Annotated in this window: 12 protein-coding genes; 1 reads left to right on the forward strand and 11 read right to left on the reverse strand. The window is 63.2% G+C overall.

Going from position 1 to position 13479, the window contains the following annotated elements; translation table 11 throughout:
- Positions 1-88: 88 nt before the first annotated feature.
- From ACP148_RS09175 to ACP148_RS09225, 11 genes are all read right to left on the reverse strand, one after another.
- The gene (locus ACP148_RS09175; RefSeq protein ID WP_421950610.1) at positions 89-994 is read right to left on the reverse strand and encodes an EamA family transporter; all 906 of its coding nucleotides are present in this window, start codon (positions 992-994) and stop codon (positions 89-91) included.
- 36 nt (positions 995-1030) lie between these two features.
- Positions 1031-2698, reverse strand: a complete 1668-nt coding sequence (locus ACP148_RS09180; protein ID WP_421950611.1) for a thiamine pyrophosphate-binding protein — start codon at positions 2696-2698, stop codon at positions 1031-1033.
- A gap of 123 nt (positions 2699-2821) precedes the next feature.
- Positions 2822-3661: an HpcH/HpaI aldolase/citrate lyase family protein gene (locus tag ACP148_RS09185; protein WP_421950612.1), complete on the reverse strand. Its 840-nt coding sequence runs from the start codon at positions 3659-3661 to the stop codon at positions 2822-2824.
- Positions 3658-4110, reverse strand: coding sequence for a MaoC family dehydratase (locus tag ACP148_RS09190; protein ID WP_421950613.1), 453 nt, complete (start codon positions 4108-4110; stop codon positions 3658-3660). Before ACP148_RS09190 ends, ACP148_RS09185 begins: the two co-directional genes overlap by 4 nt.
- Complete coding sequence (locus ACP148_RS09195; RefSeq protein ID WP_421950900.1) at positions 4107-5990, reverse strand: acetyl/propionyl/methylcrotonyl-CoA carboxylase subunit alpha; 1884 nt, start codon at positions 5988-5990, stop codon at positions 4107-4109. Before ACP148_RS09195 ends, ACP148_RS09190 begins: the two co-directional genes overlap by 4 nt.
- A gap of 3 nt (positions 5991-5993) precedes the next feature.
- Entirely contained in the window at positions 5994-7607 is a 1614-nt protein-coding gene (locus tag ACP148_RS09200; RefSeq protein WP_421950614.1) for a carboxyl transferase domain-containing protein, read from the reverse strand.
- Positions 7604-8755: an isovaleryl-CoA dehydrogenase gene (locus ACP148_RS09205; protein WP_421950615.1), complete on the reverse strand. Its 1152-nt coding sequence runs from the start codon at positions 8753-8755 to the stop codon at positions 7604-7606. The genes ACP148_RS09200 and ACP148_RS09205 overlap by 4 nt, the downstream gene beginning before the upstream one ends.
- A gap of 1 nt (position 8756) precedes the next feature.
- Positions 8757-8942 (reverse strand): hypothetical protein, encoded by a 186-nt coding sequence (locus tag ACP148_RS09210; RefSeq protein ID WP_421950616.1) that lies wholly within the window; start codon positions 8940-8942, stop codon positions 8757-8759.
- Complete coding sequence (locus ACP148_RS09215; protein WP_421950617.1) at positions 8939-10351, reverse strand: dihydrolipoamide acetyltransferase family protein; 1413 nt, start codon at positions 10349-10351, stop codon at positions 8939-8941. The genes ACP148_RS09210 and ACP148_RS09215 overlap by 4 nt, the downstream gene beginning before the upstream one ends.
- Positions 10348-11367, reverse strand: a complete 1020-nt coding sequence (locus ACP148_RS09220) for an alpha-ketoacid dehydrogenase subunit beta (RefSeq protein ID WP_421950618.1) — start codon at positions 11365-11367, stop codon at positions 10348-10350. The genes ACP148_RS09215 and ACP148_RS09220 overlap by 4 nt, the downstream gene beginning before the upstream one ends.
- 205 nt (positions 11368-11572) lie before the next feature.
- Complete coding sequence (locus tag ACP148_RS09225; RefSeq protein WP_421950619.1) at positions 11573-12826, reverse strand: thiamine pyrophosphate-dependent enzyme; 1254 nt, start codon at positions 12824-12826, stop codon at positions 11573-11575.
- Between the two features lie 144 nt (positions 12827-12970).
- Between ACP148_RS09225 and ACP148_RS09230 the strand changes: the two genes are divergently transcribed.
- A complete protein-coding gene (locus tag ACP148_RS09230) occupies positions 12971-13426 on the forward strand; it encodes an Lrp/AsnC family transcriptional regulator (protein WP_421950620.1) in 456 nt (151 codons plus the stop codon).
- Positions 13427-13479 lie beyond the last annotated feature (53 nt).

The raw sequence follows: 13479 nt of genomic DNA on the forward strand, positions 1-13479 counted from the left end.
GCTGGCCGTCCGGCGGGGCGGCGAACGGTCGCCGGGGTCCTCGGCTGCGCCTCGTCCAGTTTGCCTCACTGGCCAGACGGCTGTCGTATCATAAGCCTAATGCCATCAGCATCACCCCGGCCCCGCAGACGACGGTCGTTGCGATGGCGTCGCGGGTCAGCACTTCGGCCTTGCGGTTGAGCAGCCATGCGAACAGCAGGCGGAACACGATCGCTGTCCGCAGCAGCGGCATTACGAGGCTCACCGGGGCTACGGCCAGCGCCATGTAACGGGCCATCTGGGAAAGGCTGATCATGACGCCCGAAAGCGTGAACCACCCGGTTTCCGCCCTGCCCGCCGCACTTATGGCGGTGCGGCTGGTGCCGATCAGCAGAACGGGAAGCACAAGCAGGGCGGCCGCGCCGTAGGAAACGAGGCCACCTGCGATGCCCGTGCCTATTCCCGACGCCGCAGGCAGTGCGAAGCCGACGAGAATCGGGCTGAGGCCGAAGCACAGTGACGCCAGCAGGGCGAAGGTCACACCCTCGCGGTAGCGCGGCTCGAATCCGCTCTCGGTGCGCTGTGGAAGGCGCCTGCCGCGCAGGCTCAGCGAAGGGCCGATCATGATGAGGGCGATTCCTGCCATCGAGAGTGGCGTCAGCGTTTCGCCGAGCAGGAAAACGGCAGCCAGCACGGTCCACAATATGCCGCTGTCGACCAGCGGCCCCGCGACGACCGCGCCGGCCGCCTTGATGGCGCGGAAGTTGCAATACCGGCCGCACACGAAGTGCAGCACGCCCGCAAGCGCGAACAGCACAAGGGAAACGCCCGAAAACTCTCCCAGCAGCGGCAGCAGCCCCGCGGCGGCGGCAACGGCCAGAAAAACCAGCGCGCCGAGTGGCACCGTGATCACCATGGCGAGCACCACGCTACCGGTGAACGCGCCGCGCCGGAAGAACGCATTGGTCAGGGCGAAGCTGGCAGCCGATGCCAATGCGAGCAATGCGCCGAACATGGCCGTCAGACGCTGGCGGAAGCGGAATTCATATCGCTACGCCTTGTTCTGAGCGGCCTGCCGGAGCTTGGCAAGGGTGGTTCGGGGGGTGATCGCCTCTGGATCGAGCTTGAGTTCGATCACCGCCGCCTTGCCCGATGCCAGCGCGCGTTCCATTGCAGGGGCAAACTCAGCGGTGGTGCTGACGGTTTCGCCATGGGCGCCGAAAGCTCTTGCGTAGTCGGCGAAATCGGGATTGACCAGGTCGGTGGCCGAGACACGACCGGGGTAATGGTTTTCCTGATGCATGCGGATGGTGCCCAGGATGCCGTTGTTGAAAACGATGGTCACCGGCTTGGCGCCAGCAGCCATGGCGGTCGCAAGATCCTGCGCGCTCATGAGAAAATCGCCGTCGCCGGCAAAGCAGACCACAGGCGTTTCGGGCTTGACGATAGCGGCCGCGATCGCTGCCGGGAAACCATAGCCCATGGACCCCGAGGTGGGCGCCAGTTCCGTCGCAAATTGGCGATAGCGATGGAAGCGGTGCAGCCAGACCGAGAAATTGCCGGCGCCGTTGGTATAGATGGTTTCGGCGGGCATATTGGCCTCGAGCCATGCCATCACCTCGCCCAGCTGGATATCGCCGGGATTGGACGGACAGACCTGCCATTCGCCATAGGCCGCGTGGGCGGCCTCGCCGGTCCCCGCCCAGGCCGGAGACGCGATCGGCTCCAGCGTCCCGAGCGATTTTGCAAATTCGCGCGGGGTGGCATTGATGGCCAGCGCGGGATGATAGACCCGGCCCAACTCCTCGGGATCGGGATGAATGTGAATAAGTGTCTGTTTCGGAACGGGAATATCGAACAGGGTATACCCCCCCGTCGTCATCTCCGTCAGCCGCGCCCCGACAACGATCAGCAGGTCCGATGCCTTGATGGCTTCGAGCAGTTTGGGGTTTGGCCCGATGCCCAGGTCGCCCGCGTAGAGCGGATGGTTGTTGTCGAACCTGTCGGCACGGCGAAAGCTCGTTGCAACCGGCAGCTGGTTGGCCTCGGCAAAACGCTGGACGGCAGAAACGGCCTCTTCATCCCACGGGGCACCACCGAGCAGCATCATGGGGCGTTGCGCCTTGGCCAGCATTGTGCGCATGGCGTCGAGTTCGCCGGCGCCCGGCCAGCTTTGCAGCGGCGTATAGGCCAATGCGTCGCGCACGTCGGCCAATTCGGTCAGCATGTCCTCGGGCAGCGCGATGGCCACCGGGCCGGGACGGCCACTGGTCGCCACCCGGAAGGCGCGGGCGATCAGTTCGGGCAACCGGGAGGCATCGTCGACCTGCACCGTCCATTTGGTCACCTGCCCCAACATGCGGCGATAGTCGATTTCCTGAAAGGCCTCGCGTTCGACCTGGTCGCGCGCCACCTGACCGATGAGCAAAATCATCGGGGTGGCATCCTGCATGGCCACATGCAGGCCGGCGCTGGCATTGGTCGCCCCCGGCCCGCGGGTCACCATGCAGATGCCGGGGCGGCCGGTGAGCTTGCCGTGCGCCTCGGCCATCATCGCCGCATTACCCTCGTGGCGGCAGGTGACCACCTTGATCTGCGGCACGTCGTATAGCGCGTCGAGCACGGCGAGATAACTCTCGCCCGGCACGCAGAACACGTGGTCGGCGCCGTGAATCTTGAGCTGATCGACGAGTATCTGTCCGCCGGTGCGGTTTGCCATGAGAAGGCTCCTGAGAAATATCGGTGGCCCGAGAACGTCTCCGGAAAGACCCGGCCCGTCCAGAGGCCGTCGCATAGCAAACGCCTCCAAGGTCATTAAATATCTGGTTGATGCAGCAGCGACTCACTCTTGCGTCATTGCCAGCAGGCGTTTGGCAGCGAGGAGATGGGGCCGGTCGATCATCTTGCCGTCAAGCTGAACGGCTCCCGCGCCCGGATTGTCGGCGAAGGCGGAGATAATGGCGCGGGCGTGGGCGATTTCGGCTTGCGTGGGGGCAAAGGCAGCATTGATTATCGCGACCTGGGTGGGGTGAATGGCCATCATGCCGGAGAACCCGTCGCGGCGGCCGCGCTCGGCATAGGCCTTCAGCCCCTCTCTATCGGCGATGTTGGGATAGACGGTCTCGATGGCCGGAACGCCCGTGGCATGGGCGCCGAAAAGAGTGAGATTGCGCGCCAGTTCATAGGGCGATGTGTAGCTGCCGTCGGAATGGCGCGCCGTTGTGGCGCCGATCGCGGCGGGCAGGTCCTCTGCGCCCCAGGTCAAGCCGCAAAGCCGGTTGGCAACGGCACCATAAGTGCCCAGTCCGAACACCGCCTTTGGCGTTTCGGTTGCAATGGGCAGGATGGGTATGTGGGCAAGCCCGAGCATGGCGGCGAGTTCGGCGACCGAGCTTGCCGATTCCGATTTGGGCAACACCAGCGCATCGGGCTTTGCAGGCAGGATCGCTTCGAGATCGGCTGCAAGATCGGCGGTGCCGAGCGGATTGACGCGTACCATGAGCCTTGCCGTCCGTCCCGCCGTCGCGAGAAATTGCGCCACATCCTTTCTCGCCCACGGCTTGCGCTCGGGCAGCACCGAATCTTCAAGATCGACGATCACCGCATCGGCGCCGCTGTTCAGCGCCTTTTCCATGCGGTCCGGGCGATCTCCGGGAACAAAGAGCAGCGAGCGCAGCCTCATTTCGGCCTCCGCCGGATCAATGCGCTGCGCGTGCAGGTGCAGACGATCTCGTCGCGCTGGTTGATGGCACGATGGGCAAAGGTAACGATCCCCGCCTCCGGGCGGCTGGCCGAGGCGCGCAGGTCGATCGCCTCGGATTCGATACGCAGCGTATCGCCGACGAACACCGGCTTGGGCATCCTGACCGCGTCATAGCCAAGATTGGCGATCAGGGTGCCAAGGGTGGTTTCGGCAACCGAAATCCCCACCATCAGCGAGAACGTGAAGGTGCCGTTTACGACGATCCGGCCGAATTCCGTGCCCTTTGCATATTCGGCATCGAGGTGCAGCGGCTGGGGATTGTGGGTCAATGTGGTGATGAGCACATTGTCCGCCTCGGTGACCGTTCGGCGGATGGGATGGGCGACGGTATCGCCGATCGACCAGTCCTCGAAATAGCGCCCGCTCATTGGTTTTCCTCCGCGATTTCCACCAGGACGGTGCCCTCGGTGACCTGCTCGCCGCCCGAAGCGTTGATCGCGGTGACGGTGCCGTCAAAGGGTGCGGACAGAGTGTATTCCATTTTCATCGCTTCGAGCACGATAAGGGTTTCGCCCTTGGCCACCCGCTGGCCGGGCGCGACGGGGATGGCTGTGACCTTTCCGGGAATCGGGGCGAGGATGGCGCCGTCTACCGCCGCGCCGCCATGGGTGGCGTTGGAGCGGTCGGGGGAGAAGGCGAAGATTTCGCCTGCCTCGGCGATGAGGGTGCGCTGCGCCGATCGGTCGACGATTCTTGGCGCCTGCGCGCCGGGCTGGCGCATTCCGAAGGGAAGGACAACGGTTACCGGCTCTGAGGCCAGGCGCATGCGCATGGCACGGTTCGGCCCGGCATTCATGCGGAAACCGATGAGATCGCCCCACGCTCCCTGCCCTTGTGGCAGCATGGATTGTGCGGCAAGTTCAAGCGCTTGTGCGGACGGGGCGACAGGTTGAGTCAGTGCAACGCCATGGCGTTCGATGAACCCCGTATCGATGTTTCCGGCGCCAAACTCGGGCTCGGACAGCGCGCGGGCCAGGAAAGCTGCGTTGGTTTTTACCGGGTGGATGGCGATGGACCGGCAGGCCGTTTTGAGCGTTTCGATGGCCTCGGTCCGCGTGCGGCCATGGGCAATCAGCTTGGCGATCATCGGATCGTAGAATGGTGTGATCGCATCTCCAGCCGCCACGCCGGTTTCGATGCGGATGCCGTTGGGCAATTCGAAGATTTCGAGCGTTCCGGTCGAGGGCATGAAACCGTTGGCGGGGTCTTCGGCATAGAGCCTCGCCTCCACCGCCCATCCCGAAAAACTCAACTGATCCTGCGACTTGGGCAGGGTTTCTCCGGCAGCGATTCTGAGCTGCCATTCGACGAGATCGACCCCGGTGATCGCCTCGGTGACCGGGTGTTCGACCTGCAACCGCGTGTTCATCTCCATGAACCAGATGCGGTCGGCGCGCAGGCCGTCCGAGGCGTCGGCGATAAATTCTATCGTGCCCGCCCCTACATAATCGACAGCCTGGGCGGCCTTGACGGCGGCGGCGCAGATGGCGGCGCGGGTGCCTTCATCCATGCCGGGCGCCGGGGCTTCCTCGATCACCTTCTGGTGGCGGCGCTGTAGTGAGCAATCGCGCTCGAACAGGTGCACGACATTGCCGTGCCGGTCGCCGAATATCTGCACCTCGATATGACGCGGGCGGGTTACGTATTTTTCGAGCAGCACGCGGTCGTCGCCGAACGCACTTTTCGCCTCGCGCCGGCACGATTGCAGAGCGGCGGAAAAATCCTCGGGTCTTTCGACCCTGCGCATCCCCTTGCCGCCGCCCCCGGCGATGGCCTTGATCAAAAGAGGATAGCCGATCTCGTCGCCGGCCTCGGCAAGTGTTTTGGGCGACTGGTCCGCGCCCAAATAGCCCGGCGTCACCGGCACGCCAGCATCCTGCATCAGCTTTTTGGCCGCGTCCTTTAATCCCATCGCCTCGATCGAGGCTGGATCGGGGCCGACCCAGATCAGCCCGGCATCGATAACGGCTTGCGCAAACTGGGCATTTTCCGAAAGGAAACCGAAACCCGGATGGATTGCATCCGCCCCGGATTCAAGCGCGGCAGCGATGATTGCATCACCGCGCAGATAGCTCTCGCTGACCGGTGACGGGCCGATATGGACCGCCGTATCGGCCATGCGGACATGGAGCGCACCGGCGTCGGCGTCGGAAAAAACCGCAACGGTTTCAACGCCCAGGCGCCGCGCTGTGCGGATGATGCGGCAGGCGATTTCGCCGCGATTGGCGATGAGCAAACGCTTTATCATCATCTACATCCTGAACAGCCCGAATTGCGGGCGCTCGGGAATCGGGGCGTTGAGGGTGACGCTAAAAGCGAGGCCCAGGACGTCGCGGGTCTGGGCCGGATCGATGATGCCGTCGTCCCACAGCCGCGCCGTGGCGAAATAGGGGTTTCCTTCCGCCTCGTAGCGCTCGCGGATGGGATTTTTGAAGGCTTCCTCGTCCTCTGCGCTCCAGTTTTCGCCTTTCGATTCAAGCCCGTCCCGCTTGACGGTGGCCAGCACCGATGCGGCCTGTTCGCCGCCCATCACCGAGATGCGGGCGTTGGGCCAGGTGAACACGAACCGCGGGGAATAGGCCCGCCCCGCCATGCCGTAATTTCCGGCGCCGAAGCTGCCGCCGACAATGAGGGTGATTTTCGGCACCGTGGCCGTGGCGACGGCGGTCACCAGCTTGGCGCCGTCCTTGGCGATGCCGCCCGCCTCATATTTCCCCCCGACCATGAAGCCGGAGATATTTTGCAGGAACAGCAGCGGGATGCGGCGCTGGCAGCACAATTCGATAAAGTGAGCGCCCTTCAATGCGCTTTCGGAAAACAGCACGCCATTGTTGGCGACGATGCCGATCTTGGTGCCCCAAAGCTCGGCAAAGCCGGTGACGAGGGTGGTGCCGTAATTTGCCTTGAACTCGTGAAAGCGCGCTCCGTCCACGATGCGGGCGATGATCTCGCGCACGTCGTAGGGCGCCCTGACATCGAGAGGAATTATGCCGTAAAGCTCTGCGCTGTCGTGACTGTTTTTGTCGACGTCGACGCCATCGCCCTTGACCTGGCTTTCCGGCAATGTGGAAACGATATCGCGAACAATGGTCAGCGCGTGCTCGTCGTTTTCCGCTATGTGGTCGACGACACCGGATTTCCTGCCATGGGTTTCGGCACCGCCCAGTTCCTCGGCCGAGATGATTTCGCCGGTGGCGGCCTTGACCAATGGCGGTCCGGCCAGAAAAATCGTGCCCTGATTGCGCACGATCACCGTTTCATCGCTCATGGCGGGAACATAGGCCCCGCCCGCCGTGCACGAACCCATCACACAGGCGATCTGGGGGATCGATTGGGCCGACATCTGCGCCTGATTGAAAAAGATGCGCCCGAAATGGTCGCGGTCGGGGAAAACCTCGGCCTGAAAGGGCAGATTGGCGCCGCCGGAATCGACCAGGTAGATGCAGGGCAGACGGTTTTCGAGCGCGATTTCCTGGGCGCGCAGGTGCTTTTTGACGGTCAGGGGAAAGTAAGCGCCGCCTTTGACTGTGGGATCGTTGCAAACAATCATCACCAGCCGGCCCGAAACCTGCCCGATGCCGCAGATGATCCCCGCCCCCGGTGCCTCGTCGCCATACATGCCGTTGGCGGCGAGCTGGCCGATTTCGACGAACGGCGAGCCCGGATCGAGCAGGCGTTCGACGCGATCGCGCGGCAGCAGTTTCCCGCGCGCCACATGGCGCTGACGGGAGGTTTCAGGTCCGCCCAATGCGGTCTTGGCGGCAATGTCGCGAAGCTCTGCGGCCAGCGCGCGATTGTGCGCCGCGTTGGTTCGAAAGGCCTCGGACGAAGGATTGATGGCCGATTGCAGGGCGGGACCTGTCATATCCCGATCACCTCGCGCCCGATGAGGAAGCGGCGGATTTCGTTTGTCCCCGCCCCGATATCGTAGAGCTTTGCATCGCGCACGAAGCGTTCCGCCGGCCATTCTTTGGTATAGCCAGCCCCGCCCAGCGCCTGCACGGCTTCGAGCGACACCTTCACCGCGTTTTCCGACGCCAGGAGGATGGCGCCGGCGGCATCGAAGCGCGTTGTCTTTCCCGCGTCGCACGCCTTGGCCACCGCATAGACATAGGCGCGCGAGGAATTGAGCGCGACATACATGTCGGCGATTTTTGCCTGCATGAGCTGGAACGAACCGATGGGCGCGCCGAACTGTTTGCGGTCGCGGATATAGGGCAGCACGGTGTCCAGGCACGCCTGCATGATGCCCAGCGGCCCCGCTGCGAGCACGACGCGTTCGTAGTCGAGACCCGACATCAGGATTTTCACCCCCTGCCCTTCGGCGCCCAGAACGTTTTCGGCCGAAACCTCGCAGTCGGTGAACACGAGTTCGGCGGTGTCCGAGCCGCGCATGCCCATCTTGTCGAGTTTGGGCGACACCGAAAAGCCCTTCATGCCCTTTTCGATGATGAAGGCGGTGATGCCCTTGGGGCCGGCGTTTGGATCGGTCTTGGCATAAACGATGAGCACGTCGGCTTTGGGCGCGTTGGTGATCCAGAATTTGGTGCCGTTGAGCACATAGCGATCGCCCCGCTTTTCGGCGCGCAGCGACATCGAGACCACGTCGGACCCCGATCCGGCTTCGGACATGGCCAGCGCCCCCACATGCTCGCCCGAAATCAGTTTGGGCAGATATTTGCGCTTTTGCGCCTCGCTGCCCCAGCGGCGGGTCTGGTTGACCGCCAGGTTGGAGTGAGCGCCGTAGGACAGCCCCACCGAAGCCGAGGCGCGCGAGACTTCCTCGACGGCGACGCAATGTTCCAGATAACCCAGCCCAAGCCCGCCGAATTCCTCTTCCACGGTTATCCCGTGCAGGCCGAGTTCCCCCATTTCCGGCCAGAGGTCGATGGGAAACGTGTTTGTCTCATCGATCTCGGCGGCGCGCGGCGCAATCTTGTCGGTGGCGAACCGGTGGGTGGTTTGCCGGATCGTATCGGCCATGTCGCCGAGGGCGAAATCGAGATGAGTCATGTCATTGGACCTGCGGTTTGGCTGTGGCGATGGCGTAAGGGGCGAAGGCCCCCTCACCCGTCTGGCTGCGCCATCCGACCTCTCCCCCAAGGGAGAGGTTAAGATTGCCGCAAGCCGCGGGGAACACCTCTCCCTTGGGGGAGAGGTCGGCGCGAAGCGTCGGGTGAGGGGGCCTTAGCGTGCTCATGACCAGCTCCGCTTTTCGATAAAAATCAGAGCCGGGTTTTCCAGCAATCTCTTGAGCCGCTGGATGAATTTGGCCGCGTCATAGCCATCGACAATGCGGTGATCGAAGCTCGAGGAAAGGTTCATCATGGTGCGCACGGTCACCTGGTTGTTGATGAACACCGGGCGGCCCATGAGCTTGTTGGGGCCGATGATCGCCACTTCGGGGTGGTTGATAATCGGGGTCGCGGCAACGCCGCCCAGCGCGCCGAGGCTGGTCAGGGTGATTGTCGATCCCGAAAGCTCGTCGCGCGATGCCCTGCCCTCGCGCGCCGCGTTGGTGACCCGGCTCATCTCACGGGCGCAGTCCCAGATGTCGAGTGCTTCGACGTGGCGGACGACAGGCACCATCAGCCCCTCGGCGGTTTGGGTGGCAATCCCGATATGGATAGGCTCGAACTGGCGCAGCACCCCCGCTTCGTCGTCGTAATGGGCGTTGACGTGCGGGAATTCGGGCAGCAATTGTGCCAGCGCGCGCATGAAGAAGGGCAGAAGGGTCAGCTTGGGCTGGGCACCCTGACGCGCGGCGTTGATTTCCCGGCGCAAACCTTCCAGCGCCGTCATGTCGCAATCCTCGACATAGGAGAAATGCGGGATTGAACGCGCCGAACGTTCCATGCGCTCGGCGATCCTGCGGCGCAGGCCGATGATCTTTTTCTCGTAGACGCCGTGACGTTCGCGCGGGGCGGGCGCGGGCGCCTTGCCCTTGAGATGGGCGTCGAGGTCGGCATCGGTGATGCGCCCTTCCGGGCCGGTTCCGGTGACGTAATTAAGATCGATATCGAGGTCCTCGGCGCGGCGGCGGGTGGCCGGAGCGATGAGGATCTGGTGGTGATGTCCCGCCCCCTCTGTCATCCCGGCCTTGAGCCGGGATCCAGTGTGCTCGGAGGACGTGGGAGGCACGGCGGAAGACCGATCTCCGGGTCCGAGTGTACTGGATCCCGGGTCTTCGCCCGGGATGACGGGGGTGGGTGGGGTAGGTTCAGAAGATGGGACCTCAGGCGCTTCTTCTTCCCCATCGCTGCCCCGGCGAAAGCCGGGGTCCATGGGCCCTTGCCGCTCGCTCCCCGGTTCGCTGCCGCTCGGCTGGTCCCCGGTTTTCGCCGAGGTCGTGGTGGCCGCCGCCTCGCCCTCGATCTCAAGCTCGACCAGCACCGAGCCGACGGGCGCCTTGTCGCCTTCGGCGCCGAAGAGTTTCAGCACCGTACCGGCCACCGGCGATGTCATGTCGATTGTCGCCTTGTCGGTCATGACGTCGACAAGGGTCTGGTCCTCCTCGACCCGATCACCCACCTTGACGTGCCAGGCGGTTATTTCGGCCTCGGCGACGCCTTCGCCGATGTCGGGCAGGCGGAAGGAATAGGTTTTCATGCCACCGCCTCCACACAGCGCTTGAGCGCCTTGGTGACGCGGACCGGGCCGGGGAAATAATCCCACTCGAAGGCGTGGGGATAGGGCGTATCCCACCCCGCCACCCGCTCGATGGGCGCGCGCAGATGATAAAAGCACCGTTCCTGTATGAGCGCCGAAAGCTCGGCCCCGAACCCGCCGAACCGCGAGGCTTCGTGGACGATGACACAGCGGCCGGTTTTTTTGACCGATTTGACGATGGCGTCGATGTCGAGCGGCACTATGGAGCGCAGATCGATCAACTCGGCATCGACCCCGGACTCTGAGATCGCGGCGTTGCAGACATGGACCATAGTGCCGTAGGCGAGCACCGTCACTTCCTTGCCCTCGCGCATCACCGAGGCCGAACCGAGCGGCACTGTGTAGTGTCCGGATGGCACCTCGCCGAGCTTGTGTTCGGCCCATGTGGTCAGCGGCTTGTCGTGGTGGCCGTCGAACGGGCCGTTATAGAGCCGCTTGGGTTCGAGAAAGATCACAGGATCGTCTTCCTCGATTGCCGCCAGCAGCAGCCCTTTGGCGTCATAGGGGTTGGACGGGATTACGGTTTTCAGCCCCGTCACATGCGCAAAGATCGCCTCGGGGCTTTGCGAATGGGTCTGGCCGCCGAAAATCCCGCCGCCATAGGGCGAGCGCACCGTGATCGGACACCAGAACTCCCCGTTCGAGCGATAGCGAAGCCGCGCCGCTTCGGAAACGAGCTGGTCGTAGGCGGGCAGGATATAGTCGGCGAACTGGATTTCGACGATGGGCCGCAGCCCGTATGCGCCCATGCCGATCGCCGTGGCGACAATGCCGCCTTCGGAAATGGGGGAGTCGAAACAGCGGTTTAGCCCGTGTTTTTTCTGCAATCCTTCAGTGACGCGGAACACGCCGCCGAAATAGCCGACGTCCTCCCCGAACACCAGCGTATCGGGATCGCTGCCCAGCTTGACGTCGAGGGCGGAATTGAGCGCCTGGATCATGTTCATTGCAGGCATGGGAGACCTCTCGTCGTTTGCAACATTCGCACAACGCGAGTCACACACTCCGCCGTCATCCCGGCCTTGAGCCGGGACCCAGTATGCTCAGAGGACGCGGGAGGCACGGCGGAAGACAGATTTCCGGCTCCGAGTGTACCGGGTCCCGCGTCTTCGCCCGGGATGACGGCGGTTGCTGGTGGCTGAACTGAAGACAAAATCCTGCTCATACCCCCGCCTCCCTGCGCTGTTCGCGGATGCGCCAGTCGGGGTGGGCGAAGACGTCCTCGAACATTTCGCGCGGATTGGGCTTTGACTGGCCCAGCGTACCGATGGCTTCGGCCTGCTTGACGGCGGCTTTGATGTCGGCGGTCAATTCTGCGATCAGCGCTTCGTGTCGTTCGTCGGACCATTCATCAAGGGCGATCAGGTGGGCTTTGAGCCGCTCGAGCGGATCGCCCAGGGGCCATTTGGAGGCCTCGTCCTCGGGGCGGTAGCGAGTGGGATCGTCGGAGGTCGAATGCCCGGCGGCGCGATAGGTGAAAAACTCGATCAGCGTCGGTCCATGATTGGTGCGAGCCCGGTCGGCCGCCCATTGGGTCGCGGCATAGACGGCGAGGAAATCATTGCCATCGACCCTAAGGCCGGGAATGCCGTAAGCGATGGCTTTGGCGGCAAACGTGGTTTCCCTTGCCCCGGCGATGCCCGAGAAGGATGAAATCGCCCACTGGTTGTTTTCGACGCAAAGAATAACCGGCGCCTTATAGACGGCAGCGAAGGTCAGGGCTTCGTGGAAATCGCCTTCCGCCGTGGTGCCGTCGCCAACGTGGCCGATGGCGATCTTGTCGTCGGATTTGAAGGCCGAGGCCATGGCCCAGCCCACCGCGTGCCCGAAGCGCGACCCCACATTGCCGGAGAGCGAATAGAACCCGTACTCGCGCGCCGAATAAAGGATGGGGAGCTGGCGGCCGCGCAAAGGATCGCGCTCGTTGGAATAGATCTGATTGCACAGGTCGATCAGCGGGTACCCCCGCGCCATCAGCCAGGACAGCATGCGGTAGGTGGGAAAATTCATGTCTCCCGTATCGAGCGCCAGAGCCTGCGCGGCGCCGATGGCCTCCTCGCCCAGCGATTTCATGTAAAAGCTGGTCTTGCCCTGCCGATGGGCGCGAAACATCCTGTCGTCGAACAGGCGCGTCTTGAGCATGGCGGTCAGCCCGGCGCGCAGCGTATCGGGGTCGAGGCGCGGATCCCAGGGACCCGCCGCTCTGCCCTTTTCATCGAGCACGCGGATCAGTTCATAGGGCAGATCGCGCAGCGCGCGTTCGGGTTCGGAGATGTCGGGACAGCGCACGGTGCCCGCCTCGGGCACCTCGATATGGGAAAAATCGACAGGCTGGCCGGGCCGGGCCGGCGGCTCGGGTACGTAAAACGACAGTGCTGGGCGGTTGGATTTATCGCGTTTGGCGACTGTGTCCATGCTGCTCTCCTCCCCGATTGCAACATTGGGCTTTGATCAATATTACTACCAATCGAAGGGGAGAACTTGACTTCATTCTCCGACTATCGCGTAATGATTGGATATTTCATCCTATTGTTACGGGCATATTGAGGAGACAGTTACATGGACGAGATGGATCGCAAGATTCTTACGGTGGTCCAGGAGGACTCGTCCCTCTCGGTAGCCGATATGGCGGAGAAGGTGGGCCTCTCCCATACCCCGTTCTGGCGTCGCCTCAAGCGCCTCGAAAAAGACGGCGTCATCAAGGAGCGCGTTTCGATCCTCGACCAGCACAAGCTCGGTCTGGATATCACGGTCTTCGCCCACATCAAACTCAAGCAGCATGACGAGGAAACGCTCGAAGCGTTCGAGCGCGACGTGGCCGACTATCCCGAGGTCGTGGAATGTTATTCCATGAGCGGGGAGACCGACTATGTGGTGCGTGCGCTGGTCGCCTCGATAGAGGAATATGAGCGGCTTTTGAAACGCAAGCTGTTGCATTTGCCCGGCGTTGTGGCCATCAACTCCCATTTCGCGCTCAAATGCATCAAGCTCACGACCAAGCTGCCGATCGCATAAGCGCGATCAACAAAGACTTGCAGCAAGCGGCCTCACGTCCCGGATGAATCTAC

Origin of the sequence: Pelagibacterium sp., from assembly GCF_965249125.1 — a bacterium.
In the GTDB taxonomy this organism is placed as follows: domain Bacteria; phylum Pseudomonadota; class Alphaproteobacteria; order Rhizobiales; family Devosiaceae; genus Pelagibacterium.